Here is a 16,866-nt window from a genome sequence, read left to right on the forward strand (position 1 = left end):
GCTGCCCCCGGCACGTCGTCTGCTGTTCCTCTGCGAGCCTCAGGCAAAAAGCGCTATTTCCGCCGCACTTTAGCGTCATGGGCCCGCGCTCGCTCTTCCTGCGCCCGTTTCGTTTCTTTATCTAAGCTTCCCACAATTTCGCTTCTCAGTCCGACCGCCTTGTCCGCTCCGGCGAGGTCCGCCCGGCAGGCCCAGTAGTACGCTCTTACTTTGTCGCGTTCCACGCCGACGCCGTTCCAATTCAGCAGCGCTAAATTCAACTGAGCGTCCGCGTGACCGCTTTCAGCAGCTTTCGTGAACCATTCGGCCGCCTTGACAACGTCTTGGGGGACTCCCTCGCCGGAGACGTACGTGAGAGCGAGATTGTACTGGGCTTCGGTCTCGCCGGCTTCGGCGGCCTTTGTGCACCACTCGATTGCTTTCGCCTGATCGGCCGCTGAACTTCGGCTGCTGTAGTGCATGAGCGCAAGATTATGCTGCGCCGGGGCGTAGCCGGCTTGGGCCGCTTTGGTGTACCACTCGAACGCCTTTGTCTTGTCGATCGGAACCCCTTCGCCGGTGTCGTACATGACCGCGAGGTTGTTCTGCGCGACCTCGTCGCCAGCTTGGGCCGCTTTCGTGTACCACTTGACCGCTTTAGCCAAGTCCACCGGCACGCCGTTGCCGGTATGGTACATGCGGGCGAGGCTGAACTGGGCGTTAGTATAACCGCCTTCGGCAGATTTGGTGAACCATTTGGCCGCTTGGGCCTTGTCTTCAGCGACCCCATCTTTGCCTTCGTCATACGCTTGAGCCAACCGGTACTGGCTCGCGGAATCGTTTTCTTTTCCCTTAAACCAGTCGGGCAAATCAGCCGCCCAAGAGGCAGCGGAAAAGGCCGCCCAAACGAGACCGCACAGGACCCCAGTTTTTTTTCACGATGAGCTCTCCTTTGTTGGAATATTCAACCCTTACACGCCTTAAAAATGGGCCGAAAGGAGTCGCCGTTCCGCTCTCTTTCGGCCCCTAAGTCAGTACTTAACTACTTCTCCTGTGCTTTATCGTGATCTGCCGCGGCCTGCTCTTCCTGCTCGCTGGCCTTTTCAGCGTCCAAGTCTTTCGCTAAGTCCTTTTTGAGTTCCTCCGCCTTGCCGTTCTTTTCGCCGTCATCTCTGCTCGCCAACACGGCCCGGCAAGCCCAGTAGTACGCTTTGGCGAGGTCTTTGTCCGTTCCCTCGCCGTTTTTGTGCATGATCGCCAAGTTATACTGAGCCGAAAAGAGCCCGCTTTCGGCCGCTGCGGTGTACCACTTAACCGCTTGGGCCTTATCCTCCGGCACGCCCTCGCCGTCGTCGTACATCACCGCAAGGTTGAACTGCGCTTTTCCGTTCCCTGCCTCAGCCGCTTTGGTATACCATTCGATCGCCTTTGCCTTGTCCTGCGGCACGCCCTCTCCTTCGTCGTACATCAGCGCAAGGTTGAACTGCGCTTTTCCGTTCCCTGCCTCAGCCGCTTTGGTATACCATTCGATCACCTTTGCCTTGTCCTGCGGCACGCCCTCGCCTTCGTCGTACATCAGCGCAAGGTTGTATTGGGCCCCAACGTTGCCGTTTTCGGCCGCTTTCGTGTACCACTGAACCGCTTTAGCCTTGTCGACCGGCACGCCCTCGCCTTCGTCGTACATCAGCGCGAGGTTGAACTGAGCGTCAGTATTGCCGGCTAATGCCGCTTTGGTGTACCACTCGATCGCCTTCGCGTTGTCCTCCGGCACGCCGTCGCCTTCGTCGTACATCAACGCGAGGTTGAACTGAGCGTCAGTATTGCCGGCCAATGCCGCTTTGGTGTACCACTCGATCGCCTTCGCGTTGTCCTCCGGCACGCCGTCGCCTTCGTCGTACATCAACGCGAGGCCGTACTGAGCGTCAGATTGGCCGGCTTCGGCCGCTTTCGTGAACCATTCGATCGCTTTGGCTTTGTCTTCGGTCACGCCGTCTTCGCCGCTATAATACGCCAGCCCAAGCAAGAACTGACTTTCCGGGTCATTTTCTTTGCCCTTGAACCAGTCGGGGACATCCGCTGCCCACGCCACCCCGGAAACTGCCACCAACAAGGAACAAACGACTGCAGCTATTTTTTTCATCGTGAAATCTCCTTTTTGTAAAATGAGCCTCGATACGAAGGCCCTTGAACCCATTTGATGAGCGGGGAAAATCTCCCCAGCGTTTCGCTGTCCGCGCCTTCTCCCTCGCCCTGCTCCCCAATTATCTTGTTTGCGCTTGAGCGAGACGGTGGTCCTCCTGGGCTTGGGACGCCAGAACGCCAACTGTTTCGGCCTCCAATCTTTCTTCCGCCCGTTTTTTGAGATTGTCCGCTTTTTTATTCCCGGCCAAGAGAGCGCGGCAGGCCCAGTAGTACGTTCTCGTCATGTCCTGCGGAACTCCGTCGCCCGAATAATACATGACTGACAGGTGAATCTGCGCGTCCGAGTCGTTGCCTTCTGCCGATTTGACGCACAGTTCCGCCGCCTTTGTCCTGTCTTTGGGAACTCCGATGCCCAACTCGTACATTCTGGCTAACTGAAACTAGGCGCGGGGATATCCGGCGTCTGCTGCCTGTAAATACAGCTCTGCCGCTTTGGCCGTGTCTTTTTTGACCCCGTCGCCTTTAAAATATGCCTCGGCCAGCCGATACTGGCTCGCCGGATCGCTCCCCTTTCTGTCGGCCCCTTCAGGACCGGCATCTGCCCAAGCAGCCCAAGCAGACGCGACGAGCGCCGCACAGACTAATGCCGCCCTTTTCTTCACGATTTTTCCTCCCCTCAGACCCCAGACGGGCCTGCCTTTTCCGCGCCCTGATGCCCGCGTTGAGGCCGCCAGGGCAGCGGAATTTTCTCCGTTCAAAACGTGTCCTGAGGCTGGACTTTCCGAGTCGGTCTGCCCCACAAAAACAGCGCGGATATTTTCCCGGCCGTTTTCTTTTTCGCCCCGGTCGAGCGACAACGGGCGATGTCCCGATGATCCGCTGTTTTTTGTATCGTAACACCTTTATTTTTTCCTGTCATCTTCCTTTACGGGTGGTTTCCCCTACCCTTTGGACCGCGACAAAAAAAGGGGCGCTCTTTAAAGAGCGCCCCTTTTCATCATGAATTGTTTTAATACACCTGTCAGCAGCTGACTTGGTCATGAGTTTTTCCGCGGTCCGAACGGCCCGTTGTCCGGGTGACAGAAGCACGACGTGAGGTGATCGCAGACCATGCCGGACGACTGCATGAACGCGTAGCAGATCGTCGGGCCGACGAAGACGAAGCCGGCCTCTTTCAACCGTCGGCTGAGAAACCGCGAGAGGTCCGTTTGAGCCGGCACCTGCTCCTGTCGGTCATACCGGTTGATCACAGGGGAGCCGCCGACGGTTTCCCACAGCCACGCGGCTGGGTCAACTCGGTCACGCAGGGCGAGCCAAGCGCGGGCGTTCGTTATCGCCGCCTCGATTTTTCGCCGGTTTCGTATGATCCGGGGGTCAGCGGCCAGTTCGTCGACCTTCCGTTCGTCGAACCGAGCGACGGCCTCCGGGTCAAAGCGACAAAACGCGGCTCGGTACCCTTCCCGGCGGCGAAGGATCGTCAGCCAGCTCAGTCCGGCCTGAGCGCCCTCAAGGACCAAAAGCTCAAACAGAGATCTCTCGTCCCAGCATGGCCGCCCCCATTCGAGGTCGTGATACGCCTGGTAAAGCCCGTCGTTTCCGGGCCAAGGGCAGCGCGTTACTCGGTCCAACGGATGAGGTTGTCCCGAAGGAGCTCGGCCACGCGGGCTGTCACCGGCCCGACGGCGCCGCTTCCCACCGGCAGCTCTCCCACGGCGACGACCGGCACGACACCTTTAATGCTGCCGGTGATGAACGCCTCGGACGCCTGAGTGATCTCGTCGAGCCGAGGGCAGCGGAGCTGAACCGGCAGCCGCGCTTCTCCCATGAGCTGGAGAAGAATTGCCCGGGTCGTTCCGGCCAGCACCCGCTCGGACGGGGCGGTGATGATGACGCCTTCTTTTACCAAAAAGAACGTACTGTGAGCCGCTTCGGTGATCTGTCCGTCCGGGCAGTAGACCACTTCAAACGCTTCCGGGTCGTGGCGGTTTTTCTCGTACGAAGAGGCGTAATCGATGCTCTTGGCCGTTGGGTTGGTTCGGCCGTGAAGGACCGGGTACAGCCTGACGCCTTTTTGGTAGACTTCCGCCGGCGGCAGGACGAGCGGCTCAAAGGTGCAGAAAAGGCGCGGCGACGGGAATCGGCACTCGTCCACAAAACTGTCTCCGCCGGTGACGAAAACTTTGGCGAGAACTTCGCCTTCCAGCCGGCCGATGCCCTCAAGCACCAGTTTCTTCAGCTCGCCGATATTCCACGGCATTTCAATGCCCAGTTGGGCCGCTGACGAAAAGAGCCTTTCCAAGTGCATGGTCAGCTGAACCGGCCTCCGGGAAGATGTGCGAACCAAGTCGAAGACGCCGACTCCCCGCTGAATGACGTGGTCGCTGACCGGAATGCTGACCGCCTCAGCGGGAAGGAACTTCCCCTCGTAGTAGCAGATTTTCACTCCATCATCGCCTCCAGATCCCACCCGGCGCGAAGCTGCTCCAGCGCGGCGCCGTGGGTGAACTTGAGCCCCAGCGGCGTCACGGCCGCGCAGCGGCGCCCGATCGCCCACAGCTCGCAGCCCAGCTGAGGCTCGTCGTGAGGACGTCCTTCCAGCCAGAAGCTGACGCCTGTTTCGTTTTCCTCGTGGCGGCGAATCATGCCGCCGTAGCGGTACACCCGCTGTCCCTGATGGCAGATTTTTATTCCCGCCAGCTCGTCTTTAGGACAGTCGGGCACGTTGACGTTCAAAAAGACGCCGCCCGGCAGAGGGCTTTTCCTGAGCTGACGAAACACAGCAACGGCGACGGCCCCTGCGGTTTCATAGTGAACCGCAGGCTGCCCGACCGGCGTGACGACCGACACGGCCACGGCCTGCCGGCCGGTCAGACAGGCTTCCATGGCCGCCGCGACCGTGCCGGAATAGGTCACGTCGTCTCCCAAGTTCGCCCCATCGTTAATGCCCGAAAAGACGGTCCCGTCCGAGAGACCCAGCCCGTCGAACGCCAAAATGACGCAGTCCGTCGGCGTCCCGTCGCACTGCCAAGAGCGCACGCCGTTCCACCGGTCGACCGGCTCCAGCCGAACCGGCCGTCCGAGCGTCATGCTGTGACCGCATAAGCTGCGCTGGCGGCTCGGCGCGACGACCGACGGCGTTTCACCTTCGGCCTGAAAGGCTCGGACCAGAACGTCAAGCCCGGGGGCGCTGATGCCGTCGTCGTTTGTCACCACCATGGCGAGATAACCAGACGGTACAAAAGCGTCAGAGGGTAGCCCAATATGTAGGCAGTCGCCCCGGTGTACACCAGCGCGATCAGCACGAAAAAGCCGTACCGCTCGTACTGCCATATCCAGCGCTGCCACGCCCGGGGAAAGAGCGGAAGAAAGACTTTGCTGCCATCCAGCGGCGGAATTGGCAAAAGGTTAAACAGCCCAAAGCCTAAGTTGATGATGACAAAATACTGGAGCACTTCCAGCAGGGGCACGCCGCCGAACGCCCCGGACAGCAGATAGACGGCGCTCCAGCGAAGGATTCGCCCCACGACGAGGGCTGTCAGGAAGTTGCCCGCCGGGCCGGCCAGAGACACGAGGACGATGTCCCGCCGCGGGTTTTTGTAGTACCGCGGGTCGATCGGAACCGGCTTGGCCCAGCCAAAGCGGAAGACCAGCAGGGCAAGAGTTCCCCACAGGTCAAAATGTTCCAGCGGGTTCAGGCTCAGCCGTCCCCGCATTTTGGCCGTCGGGTCCCCGAGCTTCCACGAGGCCCAGCCGTGGCAGACCTCGTGAAACGAGACGGCCCACAGCACCGCCGGCAGACTGAGCAGCAAATCGACTAACGTTCTCACTCACTCACGCTCCTGACCCGTTCGGGCCGATAACTCGAATACCAACGCCTTCCGGGCGCGGCAGCTCATACAGAAGTTTTTAGAGGACCACAGCCCTGCCAACTTCCCGCTCAGACGGCCGATATGCCGATCAAGCGAAAACGCCCGGCACTCGCCGCCGCTGCATGACCAGCGGGCAATCTGCCCGGCGGCTTCAAGCTCTTTGGCCTCGCACTCGCTCCCCTGCCAGCCGACGGCCATCAGTCCGTCGAGAAGCCTCAGCTCGTCCCACAGGCATTCCAGTTTGCCGTGCAGCTCTTCAAGGGAGCCGTCGTTGACGACGACCCAGTCGCTTTTACTTTTTCGATCGCCGTCGGGCGAAAAAAACGCTTCCCGGCGGCTAAGTTCCGCCTCGTCCAGCCCGCGGCCGGCGTTCCGCTCTCCCCGCCGCGTCAAAGGCGCGGCCACGTAGATGACGCCTTGGCACCACCACGGCAGGCCGCTCTCAAAAAGAAGCGGGATTTCGACGACCGCTATGCCGTTCGCCGGAAGGGAGCGTTCGATTTCGGCTCTCACCGGCGGGTGAATCAGGCCGCACAGTTTTGCCTGCTCGTCCGGGCTGGCGAAAGCTCGGCGGGCCAACGCGGCTCGGTCAAGCCGGCCGTTTGAAACCACGTTGCTCCCCCAAAGGCGGCGGGCCCGTTCGAGGATTTCTTCCCTCTCCCACACCCGATCGGCTATCCGATCGGCGCTCAGAGTCGCAGCGCCGCGGCCCCCAAACCACGCGAGCGCCGTCGACTTACCAGCGCCGACTTGGCCGGTTAAACCGATAGCCAACACTGGGCCTCACCTCCCCAAAGTCAAATTCGTCCCGAAGGTCGGGGGCAATTTCTGCTAAAAACCGCGACGGCCTTTGAGTCGTCGTCGAGCCAAAGAGGCGCCGCTCCCGAACCCGCGTCAGGATCAGCCGCTCCTGCGCCCGGGTCATGCCCACGTAGCACAGCCGACGCTCTTCCTCGATCTCTGCCGGGTCGTCGGACGACCGGCTGTGAGGGAAGATCCCCTCTTCCAAGCCGATCATGAACACCAGCGGGAACTCCAGTCCCTTGGCGCCGTGGAGCGTCGACAGGTTGATCCCCTGACCGCCCGAGTCCCGGTCCGCGTCGGTGTACAGCGCGGCTTGGGCCAAGAGTTCCGGCAGCGAGTCGCCGTCGCCGGCTAGAGACAGAATTTCCATCACGTTGTCGTACCGGTCTTCCCAGCCGGCCGGGTCGATTTTCTGCAGGACCGTCTCATAGCCAATCCGCATGAGGATCACGTCCAGCGCGCGTTTGAGATCGCCGCCGCACCCGAGAATCTCGCCCATCGCGCCGGCCAGCTGGCGGGCTCCGGCAGCGCCCTGCCCGGAAAGCTCCGCCCCGGTCTGTGCCACCGCCGCCCAAACGTCGGCCGGGTCAGCAGTCCGGTGAGACAGCAGGTACGCGTCCAGCTTGTCCAGTGACCGAGGGCCGAGCCCGCGCGTCGGAAGGTTGCCCACCCGATCGAGCGACGCCCGGTCGTACGGGTTGAGCGCCAGCCGAAGGTAGCTCAGCACGTCCCGAACCTCGCGCCGGTCAAAAAAGCCCTGACCGCGCACCACTTGGTAAGGCAGGTTGTGGCTGAGAAGCGACTCTTCAATCCGGCGGCTGAGGGCGTTCATTCGGTACAGGATCGCCACGTCGCTCGCCCGGTAGCCGGAGGACAGGAACCGTTCGATTTCCGTCGTGATCAGCTCGGCCTCGTCGTCGCTCGTCGGACAGTTCCAGACTTGAGGCTTGGCGCCCTGCTCCCGGTCGGTCCACAGGTTCTTCTCCCGCCGGTCAAAGTTGTGGGATATCAGCGAGTTGGCCGCCTCGAGAATGCCCCCAGTTGAGCGGTAATTCTGTTCCAACAGCATGACCGACGCGCCGGGAAAGTCGCGTTCAAAGTTCATAATCATGCTCATGTCGGCGCCGCGCCAGCCGTAAATCGACTGATCCGGGTCTCCGACGGCCGTCAGATTCGCGCCGCCTGACGCCAGCAGGCGCATGAGCCGGTATTGGGCCGCGTTCACGTCCTGATACTCGTCCACCAGTACCCAGTCGAGCGCCTTCTGCTCCCGCTCCTTCACCTCGGGGAACCTCGTCAGAAGCTCCAACGGAAGGGCGATCAGGTCGTCGAAGTCCCACGCGCCGCGGGACTTGAGCAACCCGTCGTACCGCTCGTACAGCGGGCCGACGATCGACTTCATCGGGGAATTGTCGAACGCCCCCAGCCCGGCGCCCGAGTTCTTCGCCTTAGAAATCGTCTCCAGCACCCACGCGGGCGTGTACTGCTCCGGGTCTAAGTTCAGCGCTTCCAAAACGGCCTTGGCCGCCGAAAGGGAGTCGGCCCGGTCGTAGACGACGCACTGGGGCGGATAGCCAAGCTGTTCGAGCTGAGCGCGGCTGCGGAAAAGCATCTGCAGTCCGAACGAGTGAAAGGTCCGAACTTGCAGACCGGCCAAATTTTCTCCCAGCGACGCGGTCAGGCGGTCCAGCATCTCCCGGGCCGCCTTGTTGGTAAACGTCACGGCCAAAATCCGCCAAGGCTTCACGCGCTGCGCGTCAATCAGCCACGCTATTTTTCGGGTCAGCACCCGCGTCTTGCCGCTTCCCGCGCCGGCCAGAATCAGCTGACGCTTGCCCAGGTAGACGACCGCTTCTTTTTGGGCGTCGTTCAGCCCCTTCAGCCACGCCGACTCGTCCATCAGCAACGCTCCTTTTGACTCGAAAAAAGGGAGGGCACAGGCCCTCCCTTTCATTGACTTGTTTGCTCAGGCCCGGATCTTCAGCAGGCCATAGCCGCCCGCCTCGCGGCGGTAAACCAGCGCCGGATGCCCGGAGTCTGTGTCCACAAAGATGAAGAACGAGTGACCCAGAAGCTCCATCTGCAGCGCCGCTTCCTTGGCCGTCATCGGGTGAGGCTCGACGACCTTCTCCCGTTCGATTCGGACGCCCGAGTAGCTGCTCTCCGGCTCGGCCTGCGCCGCAGTGTCCTCGTACCCAAACGACACGTCGTGAGCCTTCAGCTGAGCGCGGTCAATCAGGTACTCTTTGTGACGGCGGATACGGCGCTCCAGGACCTTGAGGGCCAGATCAAACGCCTTGCGCAGGTCCGGATCCCGCTGTTCGCCCCGGAGGACGACGCCATTCGCGTCGGCGGTAATCTCTACTGTCACAAAGTCTTTTTTATCAGTTTTCACCGCCACCTGCATGTCCAAGATCCGGGAGAAAAATTTCTCCATCCGCCCCAGCTTGCCTTCCATGTACTCTTTCATCTCGGCAGGAATCTTTGCATTGTGCGTGGTGAATCGAATATCCATCATTCCATCCTCCTTCCGCAGGTTCTGCTGCAGGTAAAGAACCAAGTTTCCTTTACCTTTAACTGTATTGTATCACATTGGCAAATTATCACGCCCGCGTCAAAACGACAGCGAAGCCGCGACGTTTTTCGCCTAGCTTTTTTAGCTGGGGTCTGTTTAAATAGATTTATCACAATGCCTTCAGGAGATGATTTCTTTGGAGCTTTCAAAGCGTGCACGGAACCTTCAGCCTTCGGCGACGTTAGCCGTGTCGGCCAGAGCGGCCGAACTCAAGCGGCAGGGACGCCCGGTCATTTCGTTTGGCGCCGGCGAGCCGGACTTCGACTCCCCCGACGCGGTGAAAAAGGCCGGACACGACGCGATAGAGTCGGGCAAGACCCACTACACGCCCAACCCAGGAACGCCTGAGCTGCGAGAGGCCGTCTGCGTCGATTACTCCCACCGGTTTGGCTTGGACTACGCGCCCTCAGAAGTGCTGGTCGGAAGCGGCGCAAAGCCGTTGATCTACTGCGCTCTGGCCGCGCTGCTTGACGACGGCGACGAGGTGATTCTCCCCGTCCCGGCTTGGGTAAGCTACGTGGAGCAGATCAAGCTCTGCGGCGGCAAGGCCGTCTTGGTGGAGACCGGCGACACGAACCACCTGCCGTTGGCCGATCGGCTCGAAGCGGCCGTCACGCCCCGAAGCAAGTGCATTCTCATCAACAGCCCGAATAACCCGACAGGCGCCGTGTACGACGAGGAGACACTGAAGGCCATCGCCAGCTTGGCGCTTCGCCACGACCTCGTCATCATCAACGACGAGATTTACGAGCAGCTCGTCTATGAAGGCGCGTACTCCCAGATCGTCAAGACCTGCCCGGAGGTCAAAGACCGGACGATCAACGTCAACGGCGTGAGCAAGGCTTTCGCCATGACGGGCTGGAGAATCGGCTTCGCCCTCGGCCCGGCGAAAATCATCAAGGCCATGGCAGGCATTCAGGGACACCTGAACTCCTGCGCCTGCTCGGTGTCTCAGGCGGCCGCCCTTGGCGGACTTCAAAACGCCCAGGCCGACGTGGCCGTCATGCGGCAGGCGTTCAGCGCCCGCCGACAGCTGGTGTTCGACCTGCTGGCCAAGATCCCCGGCGTCTCGTTCGTCCGGCCCAAGGGGGCTTTCTACGTCCTCGTGGACCTGAAAAACTTTCTCGGCAAGCGGCGCGGCGATGTGATACTGACCGACGACGCGGCGTTTTGCTCCGACCTTTTAGAGTATGCCAACGTAGCTGCCACGCCGGGCAGCGCGTTCTTCGCGCCCGGCACAATGCGGCTGTCCTACGCCAACTCGGAGGAAGATATCCGCGAAGGGCTCAAGCGCTTGGCGTCCTACGTGGCGTCTCTCCAATAAAAGCTTTTCAACAACAAAGGAGCCGAAGGCCTGCGATGCAGTCCTTCGGCTCCTTTTATTTTTTTACCCCGTCAAGGCCGGTCCGGCCTGTTGGCCGTCTCGTCGAACCACCCGTTCAGGCGTCTCAGGTACTCAGCCTTCGTCAGCCGGGGCGTGAAGTCCTTGATGACCGCCTGTGCCTTGGCGCCGCCGTCGGACAACAGGTCGACCAGCGTCCCCAGAAGGGCGCGGGCAGGGTCAATCAGCGCCTTGTCCACGTTCTCCACCTTGTAGTCGGCGCCGTGAAACGAGCCGCTGCAGCCGCCGCTGTGCGGGTGAAGGGCCGGCATCAGGCAGCTGATGTCCCCCATGTCGGTCGAGCCGGCGCTCCAACCGGCGCGGGTAATGCCGCTCCCAGTGTAGCGGACGTTCGCCGAAAAAATTTCTTCCAGCTGTCGGTTCGGGTGCAACGGAAGGTATCCCGGCAGGGCCCGCACGACGCACCGAGCGCCCAACGCGTCGCCGCCGGCGAGAAAAGCGCTTCTGACGCTGGGGAACGCCCGGTCGATGGCGTCGAGCGTCGCCGCCCGGAGGTACCCTTCCAGCCTGACGTCGTCAGGAATGGCGTTCACCGCGTCGCCGCCTTTTGTGATGATGTAGTGAACCCGAAGGTGGTCTTCGTCCCGAAACGTCTCCCGCAGGGCGTTGACGCCGTTCATGCCCGACAGCGCCGCGTAAAGCGCGTTCACGCCCTTGTGAGGCTCGCCGGCCGCGTGGGCCTGCCGGCCCTGATAGGCGACCGAGTAGGCCCGAAAGCCGTTGCAGCCTTCCGGGAGCGTGAAGTCATCGCCGCACCCAGCGTGAACCATCATGGCAATCTGCACGTCGTCAAACGCGCCTAGCCTGACGAGTTCCTGCTTGCCGCCCAGGTAGCCGATCTCTCCGGCCTCACGCAGCCTGAGCCGTTCGCCGATCATGATGTACTCCTCGGCAGGGACGGCTATGAAGACGATGCGGCCGCACAAGCTCTGCGCCGCGCCGGAATCCTTCAAAGCCATCGCGCAGCCCAGCAGTCCGGCCATCTGAAAATCGTGGCCGCAGGTGTGAGACGCCCCGGTAGTCAAGTCGGCCTGCGGATAGTTCCGACAGGTCACCGCGTCCAGCTCGCCTAATATGGCGACCGTCGGCCCGGGGGCCCCGCACTCCAAAACAGCCCGAAGCCCTGTACGGCCCAAGCCGGTCTGCACTTGAAAGCCCAAACCGGACAGGACTTCAGCAGCCTTCGCGGACGTGCGGAACTCGAAGTACCCGTGCTCGGGGTGAAGGTGCAGGTCAGTCCAAAACGACAGCAGATCGTCCCGCCGCCGGTCCAGCGCTTCCATCAGACTCGTTTTCAGACCTTCAATGTCCACCGTCATGACGCTTCTCCTTCCCGGCTGGCTGGAACTTCGCCCAACGCTTGGCCGATAACAGCCGACAGCTCATCCCACGTCGGCACGCCACGAAAGATCACTTTGTTGTTCAGCACCCACGTCGTTTGGCCGGCACGGATTGAAAACCGAATCGTCTGCCACAGCCAAGCGAAGCACCGAGGATCGTAAAAATCAATTTCCAGCCTGTCGCCGTAAACTGAACTCAACCGTTTAACCAGTCGGCCGACCGCTACGCGGTCGTTCTCTCCTGGACGAGTCCGCCGATCGTCGTCCCGAAGAACGACGGTGCATCACCCGCAGCCGCCCGTCGCTCCTTCTCGGAATATCTTGAGCTTCATCGGCCTCTCCCCCTTTAAGTTTTATCTTAAAGCAGGAATCAGGACTTGACAACACGAGGCCAGACAAAAAAAGTCCGTCCCCGGGGGGGACGGACTCGAAAAACGAATTAACGCTTGCTGAACTGGTAGCGGGCGCGGGCGCCTCTCTGGCCGAACTTCTTGCGCTCGACCATACGGGGATCCCGGGTCAGCATGCCGGCCTTCTTGAGCTGGGCCCGAAGGTCCGGGTTCAGCTTGATGAGGGCGCGGGCAAGTCCCATGCGGATCGCTCCGCTCTGACCGGTCAGGCCGCCGCCGTGCGCGTTGACGAACACGTCGACTTTGTTCTCCAGACCGAGCAGAACGAGCGGCGACAGGGCCGCCGTCAGCCAGTTGTGCCGGGGGAAGTACTCGGCCGGCTCACGGTCGTTGACGAGGAATTTCCCCTCGCCGGAAACAAGGCGAACTCTGGCGACAGCGTTCTTCCGCCGCCCGGTGCCCCAGAAGTAGGACGTAGCCATTGAGTTTTTCCTCCTTTACAGCGTAATCTGCACGGGCTGCTGTGCCGCGTGGGGGTGATCGGCGCCGGCGTAAACCTTGAGCTTGCGCTCAAAGTGAAGGCGCGACTTGGGAAGCATGCCGCGGACGATGCGCTCCACCAGACGGGTGGAATCTTTCTGCATCATCTCAGCATACGTGGTCTCCTTGAATCCTCCGGGATGCCCGGAATGACGGTAAACTTTCGTCTCAGCCAGCTTCCGGCGGCCGGTGAATCCGACCTTGTCGGCGTTGATGACGATGACAAAGTCGCCGGTATCAACGTGCGGCGTGTAGCTGGGCTTGCTCTTGCCGGTAAGAATTAGCGAAATCCGCGAAGCCAAACGGCCCAACGGAATGTCCGTTGCGTCGATGACGTACCACTTGGGCACGTAGCTGGCCTTCGTCGCCATAAAAGTCCGGTTGGCGGTCATGGTTCAAAACACACTCCTTTGCGCTGTGGTGTCTCTTCAATCGTCGAGTCTCATTCTGGGGAAAGAGAACTCATCGTCTGACTGCGCCGCCGTCCGGAACGGGTCTGAGGTCGTAGGGAGAGCGTGTGACGGCTCACCATCAGATCCCAGACGAGCAGTGCTTCAAAACAGACGAATTATTGTACATCAACAAGCTTGGGGTTGTCCAGTCTCCCGGGCAATCTTCCCCGCTTGGCGATCGGTTTACCGTCCACTTCTTTCAAGTCCATAGTCATGTCGCAGGTCACGCCGTGGCAAATGTAGCTGCCCACGCCGAACATGTCGACGCCGGCGGCGGACAGAATACGGATCCGATCGGGATCAAGCCCGCCGGAAGCGACGATTTTTACGTTCGGGAATCCGGCCTTGTCGAGCCGCCACCGAACCTCCCGGACAAGCGCCGGCGTCACGCCGCCGCGCTCGCTGGGCGTGTCGAGACGAATGGACGTGAGCCGGTCGCCGAGGGCTTCGGCAACCCGAAGCGTCTCTTCGGCCTCGTCCTTAAACGTGTCGACCAGAACCGTCATCGGCTCATGAGGCTTCAGCAGCGACGCGTATGCCTTGGCGACCCGAACCGTGTCGCCGTTCACCAGCACAACCGCGTGGGGAATCGTGCCGGACGGCTCGCCACCGGCAAGCTTAGCGCCCAGAATACAACTGGCGGCGCTGCAGCCGCCGACTGACACGGCGATGCTCTCCATGACCGGCGCGACAGACGGGTGAACGTGCCGGGCGCCGAAGCACAAGCACGGCTTGCCGCCGGCGGCTTCGACACACTCCCGAGCTGCGGTCGCCCAGCCTGATGAGCTGGCCAAAATGCCGAGGAGAATCGACTCGTAGGCGCCAAACTCGCCGTACGCCCCCTCGATTCTCATCAGGGTGTCCTTGCTCTCGAAGGTATCCCCGTCCCGAAGCGACTGCACCTTGACGTTCAGCGGCTTCAAAATCCGCAGGGCCTCTCCCAGTCCGGCAAAAACGCCGTGCCGTCTGGCAAAGATCTCCGCCGTCACCGGGACGTCGAGCTGACCGGTAACCCGAAGGACGTCCCGGGACCGAACAAAGTACACGTCAGCCACAGCGCCGGAGATAATTTCCTCGTGAGTGGCGCTTAAAAACAGCCTGTCTTTGTCCGGCGTAAAGGCCTTCACATCGGCCATCGTGTCGAAGGCCAGAGGCGTCGTCATGACTTCATCATCACCAGCGCGACTGAAGTGATGAGGAACAGGGCGCAGCAGGCCACCGAAATCTTCGACAGGGTGGTAAACCGGTGCCACTGGCGGGTGGACACTGCGTCAGCCTGAGTAGCGCCGCCAAAGATACCGCCAAAGCGGCCCTGCTTCCGGGGCTGCATGATCACGCTGGCAGACAGGACAACGCACAGCAACAGTTGAAAAATGTTCAGCGCGGTTCTCATATCGATGAGACACCTCCGTTTAATATCTCGGGCCTTCCGGCCGATCAGGACTTGATTGTATCACACTTGCCGCCCAGAGCTAAAAAAAGCTGGCGGGTTGCTTTTCCCCGGTGGGACACCGCGTCTTTCTCCTCCATGGTCATCTGAGCAAACGTCTTCGTCTCTCCCAGCGGGAGGAAAAGCGAGTCGTAGCCGAATCCTCGTTCGCCAAGCTCCTGCTCGGTCACAGAGCCGTCGCAGTACTGCAGAGTCGACCACTCCGAGCCGTCGGGCCAGCACAGGACCAAAGCTGCGGCAAAACGGGCGGACCGATCTGCAACGCCGGCCAGCTCGCCCAACAGCTTCGCCCGGCATTCCGCGTCCGTGGGCGCGTAGCGGGCCGAACGGACGCCCGGACGCCCGCCCAGAGCCGCCACTTCGATGCCGCTGTCGTCCGCCAGAGCAGGGAGGTTCGTCCGCTCGCACCAAGCCTGGGCTTTCAGGCGGGCGTTCTCCAAAAACGTCTCGCCGGTTTCTTCTACCTCAAGGTTCGGGCAAAGGTCTTTCCCCATCAGGAGCGTTATCCCCAAAGGCGCGAGAAGTTTTTGGAACTCGACGAACTTGTTTCGATTGCCAGTGGCAATAACCAGCTGACGAAGCGTCTTCACATCGATCACTCGAATGTCCCCCAATCCTTCACGCCCATAGTTTTGCGCTGCAGTTCCGTGATTTGGGCCAAGGCGTTTTCCCCGCAGTCGAGCAGCTCATTCAGTTCGCTTCGGCTGAACGTTCCGCCCTCGCCTGTCCCCTGAAGCTCAATAAAAACGCCGTTCCCGTTGCCAACAACGTTGAAGTCCACCTCTGCCCGACTGTCCTCCGAGTAGTCCAAATCGGTCAGGATCTGGCCGTCGACCTTGCCGATGCTGACGGCAGCAACCGGCATTCGGAAAGGACTCGCGGCAATTCGCCCTCCGGCGATGAGGCTTCGGACCGCTCCGGCCAAGGCGAGAAAAGCCCCGGTGATCGACGCCGTTCTCGTGCCGCCGTCCGCCTGAAGAACGTCGCAGTCCAAGGTGACTGTCAGCTCTCCCAGCTGGGCCAGGTCGACCGACGCACGAAGGGACCGACCGATGAGCCGGCTGATTTCCATGCTCCTGCCCGACTGGCGCCCCTTGACGCTCTCCCGAACCGTCCGAGAACTGGTCGCCCGCGGAAGCATCGCGTACTCGGCTGTCACCCAGCCCTGCCCGCTTCCCCGCAGAAACGGCGGAACTTTGTTGTCCACCGACGCGGTGCAGAGCACTTTTGTCTCGCCCCATTCGACCAGGCATGAGCCTTCTGCCCAGCGATTGACGTCCAGCGTCAGGGAGATTTTTCGCAGGTCGCAGGCGCCCCGGCCGTTGTTCCTCAAGAGTCCAGCCCCCACGCCGATGACAGGTCCAAACCGTTGATCGGCTGGCTCCAGTTGCCCTCGATCATGAACTTGACCTGTTTGAGGGACGGGAAGTTCTCAATGGCCGTCCGCACAATTCCCTTCACCAGAATCGAGGCGTTCTCAGGCTTCAGCTCCGCCAGTCCGGCGGCAAAAGCCTGCGGCAAATCCACGTACAGAGCCGTCCCGTTCCGGAACAGGTGACGAACGGTCACGCCCTTGAGCCACTGTTCAGAGCTGGAGGCGAAAACTGTGTTCAGCGTCCGCTCCACATCGGTTTCCAACCGGTCAGAGATGATCTTCAGATTCCCTGTCGCCAACCCCTGCGCGCTCAGCGTGTAGATTTTAACGTCCGGCGACTTGCCCACCGCGACGCTCTGCGGCCCCGACTCGGCAAGAATCTTTTTGGCCTCCTCGACGGTTGAAACGACGCCGTCAGGCGGCAGAGCCCCTCTCTGGTCCATCGCCTTAAACAACGCCCCGCTGCCGTAATACCCTACAGCCAAAAAAATCAGAATCAGAGCTGACCAAGCCAGCCAGCGAATCAGCCATGGGGTACGGCGTTCCTCCCGCATGGTGCGGCGCCGGTATTCTCGTTCTGTCATTTGC

At 61.1% G+C, this 16,866-nt stretch carries 21 protein-coding genes and 1 pseudogene; 1 reads left to right on the top strand and 21 read right to left on the bottom strand.

Features of this window, described 5'->3' with window-relative positions; genetic code table 11:
- Positions 1 to 53: 53 nt before the first annotated feature.
- The 12 genes and pseudogenes from JONANDRAFT_RS06840 to hpf form a co-directional block, all read right to left on the bottom strand.
- The gene (locus JONANDRAFT_RS06840; RefSeq protein WP_008523307.1) at positions 54 to 848 is read right to left on the bottom strand and encodes a tetratricopeptide repeat protein; all 795 of its coding nucleotides are present in this window, start codon (positions 846 to 848) and stop codon (positions 54 to 56) included.
- Between the two features lie 173 nt (positions 849 to 1,021).
- Entirely contained in the window at positions 1,022 to 2,119 is a 1,098-nt protein-coding gene (locus JONANDRAFT_RS06845; protein ID WP_008523308.1) for an SEL1-like repeat protein, read from the bottom strand.
- A 121-nt stretch (positions 2,120 to 2,240) separates the two neighbouring features.
- Complete coding sequence (locus JONANDRAFT_RS06850) at positions 2,241 to 2,495, bottom strand: sel1 repeat family protein (RefSeq protein WP_324602921.1); 255 nt, start codon at positions 2,493 to 2,495, stop codon at positions 2,241 to 2,243.
- Positions 2,478 to 2,549 (bottom strand): annotated as a pseudogene (locus JONANDRAFT_RS08525) (tetratricopeptide repeat protein); the annotation flags it as partial. The gene JONANDRAFT_RS06850 and the pseudogene JONANDRAFT_RS08525, both read right to left, overlap by 18 nt.
- A gap of 12 nt (positions 2,550 to 2,561) precedes the next feature.
- Complete coding sequence (locus JONANDRAFT_RS08405; protein WP_021775825.1) at positions 2,562 to 2,783, bottom strand: SEL1-like repeat protein; 222 nt, start codon at positions 2,781 to 2,783, stop codon at positions 2,562 to 2,564.
- A 375-nt stretch (positions 2,784 to 3,158) separates the two neighbouring features.
- Positions 3,159 to 3,749, bottom strand: a complete 591-nt coding sequence (locus JONANDRAFT_RS06860) for a DNA-3-methyladenine glycosylase I (protein WP_008519430.1) — start codon at positions 3,747 to 3,749, stop codon at positions 3,159 to 3,161.
- Entirely contained in the window at positions 3,737 to 4,564 is an 828-nt protein-coding gene (locus JONANDRAFT_RS06865) for an aminotransferase class IV (RefSeq protein WP_008523310.1), read from the bottom strand. Before JONANDRAFT_RS06865 ends, JONANDRAFT_RS06860 begins: the two co-directional genes overlap by 13 nt.
- Positions 4,561 to 5,337 carry a 5'/3'-nucleotidase SurE gene (gene surE / locus JONANDRAFT_RS06870; RefSeq protein WP_008523311.1) on the bottom strand — a complete coding sequence of 259 codons (777 nt, stop codon included), beginning with the start codon at positions 5,335 to 5,337 and terminating at the stop codon, positions 4,561 to 4,563. Before surE ends, JONANDRAFT_RS06865 begins: the two co-directional genes overlap by 4 nt.
- Positions 5,328 to 5,948 (bottom strand): site-2 protease family protein, encoded by a 621-nt coding sequence (locus JONANDRAFT_RS06875; protein ID WP_008523312.1) that lies wholly within the window; start codon positions 5,946 to 5,948, stop codon positions 5,328 to 5,330. The genes surE and JONANDRAFT_RS06875 overlap by 10 nt, the downstream gene beginning before the upstream one ends.
- Complete coding sequence (gene coaE, locus JONANDRAFT_RS06880) at positions 5,949 to 6,767, bottom strand: dephospho-CoA kinase (RefSeq protein WP_008523313.1); 819 nt, start codon at positions 6,765 to 6,767, stop codon at positions 5,949 to 5,951.
- On the bottom strand, positions 6,727 to 8,694 hold the full coding sequence (locus tag JONANDRAFT_RS06885; RefSeq protein WP_231286707.1) for an ATP-dependent helicase: 1,968 nt from the start codon (positions 8,692 to 8,694) through the stop codon (positions 6,727 to 6,729). Before JONANDRAFT_RS06885 ends, coaE begins: the two co-directional genes overlap by 41 nt.
- 66 nt (positions 8,695 to 8,760) lie before the next feature.
- Positions 8,761 to 9,312 carry a ribosome hibernation-promoting factor, HPF/YfiA family gene (gene hpf, locus JONANDRAFT_RS06890; RefSeq protein WP_021775836.1) on the bottom strand — a complete coding sequence of 184 codons (552 nt, stop codon included), beginning with the start codon at positions 9,310 to 9,312 and terminating at the stop codon, positions 8,761 to 8,763.
- A gap of 184 nt (positions 9,313 to 9,496) precedes the next feature.
- Here hpf and JONANDRAFT_RS06895 point away from each other — a divergent pair, with 184 nt between their 5' ends.
- Complete coding sequence (locus JONANDRAFT_RS06895; protein WP_081465264.1) at positions 9,497 to 10,693, top strand: pyridoxal phosphate-dependent aminotransferase; 1,197 nt, start codon at positions 9,497 to 9,499, stop codon at positions 10,691 to 10,693.
- Between the two features lie 71 nt (positions 10,694 to 10,764).
- On the opposite strand, the gene JONANDRAFT_RS06900 is transcribed toward JONANDRAFT_RS06895, so the two are convergent.
- From JONANDRAFT_RS06900 to JONANDRAFT_RS06940, 9 genes are all read right to left on the bottom strand, one after another.
- Positions 10,765 to 12,090 carry an amidohydrolase gene (locus tag JONANDRAFT_RS06900; RefSeq protein WP_008523316.1) on the bottom strand — a complete coding sequence of 442 codons (1,326 nt, stop codon included), beginning with the start codon at positions 12,088 to 12,090 and terminating at the stop codon, positions 10,765 to 10,767.
- Entirely contained in the window at positions 12,087 to 12,311 is a 225-nt protein-coding gene (locus tag JONANDRAFT_RS06905) for a hypothetical protein (protein ID WP_008519448.1), read from the bottom strand. The genes JONANDRAFT_RS06900 and JONANDRAFT_RS06905 overlap by 4 nt, the downstream gene beginning before the upstream one ends.
- 239 nt (positions 12,312 to 12,550) lie before the next feature.
- Positions 12,551 to 12,943, bottom strand: a complete 393-nt coding sequence (gene rpsI / locus JONANDRAFT_RS06910; RefSeq protein ID WP_008519450.1) for a 30S ribosomal protein S9 — start codon at positions 12,941 to 12,943, stop codon at positions 12,551 to 12,553.
- A gap of 15 nt (positions 12,944 to 12,958) precedes the next feature.
- A complete protein-coding gene (gene rplM / locus JONANDRAFT_RS06915) occupies positions 12,959 to 13,393 on the bottom strand; it encodes a 50S ribosomal protein L13 (RefSeq protein ID WP_008519453.1) in 435 nt (144 codons plus the stop codon).
- Positions 13,394 to 13,569: 176 nt separating this feature from the next.
- On the bottom strand, positions 13,570 to 14,616 hold the full coding sequence (locus tag JONANDRAFT_RS06920) for a nicotinate phosphoribosyltransferase (RefSeq protein ID WP_008523317.1): 1,047 nt from the start codon (positions 14,614 to 14,616) through the stop codon (positions 13,570 to 13,572).
- Positions 14,613 to 14,846: a preprotein translocase subunit SecG gene (gene secG, locus JONANDRAFT_RS06925; RefSeq protein ID WP_008519457.1), complete on the bottom strand. Its 234-nt coding sequence runs from the start codon at positions 14,844 to 14,846 to the stop codon at positions 14,613 to 14,615. Before secG ends, JONANDRAFT_RS06920 begins: the two co-directional genes overlap by 4 nt.
- 44 nt (positions 14,847 to 14,890) lie before the next feature.
- Entirely contained in the window at positions 14,891 to 15,502 is a 612-nt protein-coding gene (gene rdgB, locus JONANDRAFT_RS06930) for an RdgB/HAM1 family non-canonical purine NTP pyrophosphatase (protein WP_008519459.1), read from the bottom strand.
- The gene (rph, locus tag JONANDRAFT_RS06935; RefSeq protein ID WP_008523318.1) at positions 15,499 to 16,236 is read right to left on the bottom strand and encodes a ribonuclease PH; all 738 of its coding nucleotides are present in this window, start codon (positions 16,234 to 16,236) and stop codon (positions 15,499 to 15,501) included. Before rph ends, rdgB begins: the two co-directional genes overlap by 4 nt.
- Positions 16,233 to 16,862, bottom strand: coding sequence for a GerMN domain-containing protein (locus JONANDRAFT_RS06940; protein WP_008523319.1), 630 nt, complete (start codon positions 16,860 to 16,862; stop codon positions 16,233 to 16,235). Before JONANDRAFT_RS06940 ends, rph begins: the two co-directional genes overlap by 4 nt.
- Positions 16,863 to 16,866 lie beyond the last annotated feature (4 nt).

Origin of the sequence: Jonquetella anthropi DSM 22815, assembly GCF_000237805.1 — a bacterium.
In the GTDB taxonomy this organism is placed as follows: domain Bacteria; phylum Synergistota; class Synergistia; order Synergistales; family Dethiosulfovibrionaceae; genus Jonquetella; species Jonquetella anthropi.

Coding starts and splice junctions, on each gene's coding strand:
- JONANDRAFT_RS06845 (WP_008523308.1), bottom strand. CDS start 2,119: ATGAAAAAAATAGCTGCAGTCGTTTGTTCCTTGTTGGTGGCAGTTTCC.
- surE (WP_008523311.1), bottom strand. CDS start 5,337: ATGGTGGTGACAAACGACGACGGCATCAGCGCCCCCGGGCTTGACGTT.
- JONANDRAFT_RS06885 (WP_231286707.1), bottom strand. CDS start 8,694: ATGGACGAGTCGGCGTGGCTGAAGGGGCTGAACGACGCCCAAAAAGAA.
- hpf (WP_021775836.1), bottom strand. CDS start 9,312: ATGATGGATATTCGATTCACCACGCACAATGCAAAGATTCCTGCCGAG.
- JONANDRAFT_RS06895 (WP_081465264.1), top strand. CDS start 9,497: ATGATTTCTTTGGAGCTTTCAAAGCGTGCACGGAACCTTCAGCCTTCG.
- JONANDRAFT_RS06900 (WP_008523316.1), bottom strand. CDS start 12,090: ATGACGGTGGACATTGAAGGTCTGAAAACGAGTCTGATGGAAGCGCTG.
- rpsI (WP_008519450.1), bottom strand. CDS start 12,943: ATGGCTACGTCCTACTTCTGGGGCACCGGGCGGCGGAAGAACGCTGTC.
- rplM (WP_008519453.1), bottom strand. CDS start 13,393: ATGACCGCCAACCGGACTTTTATGGCGACGAAGGCCAGCTACGTGCCC.
- JONANDRAFT_RS06920 (WP_008523317.1), bottom strand. CDS start 14,616: ATGACGACGCCTCTGGCCTTCGACACGATGGCCGATGTGAAGGCCTTT.
- secG (WP_008519457.1), bottom strand. CDS start 14,846: ATGAGAACCGCGCTGAACATTTTTCAACTGTTGCTGTGCGTTGTCCTG.
- JONANDRAFT_RS06940 (WP_008523319.1), bottom strand. CDS start 16,862: ATGACAGAACGAGAATACCGGCGCCGCACCATGCGGGAGGAACGCCGT.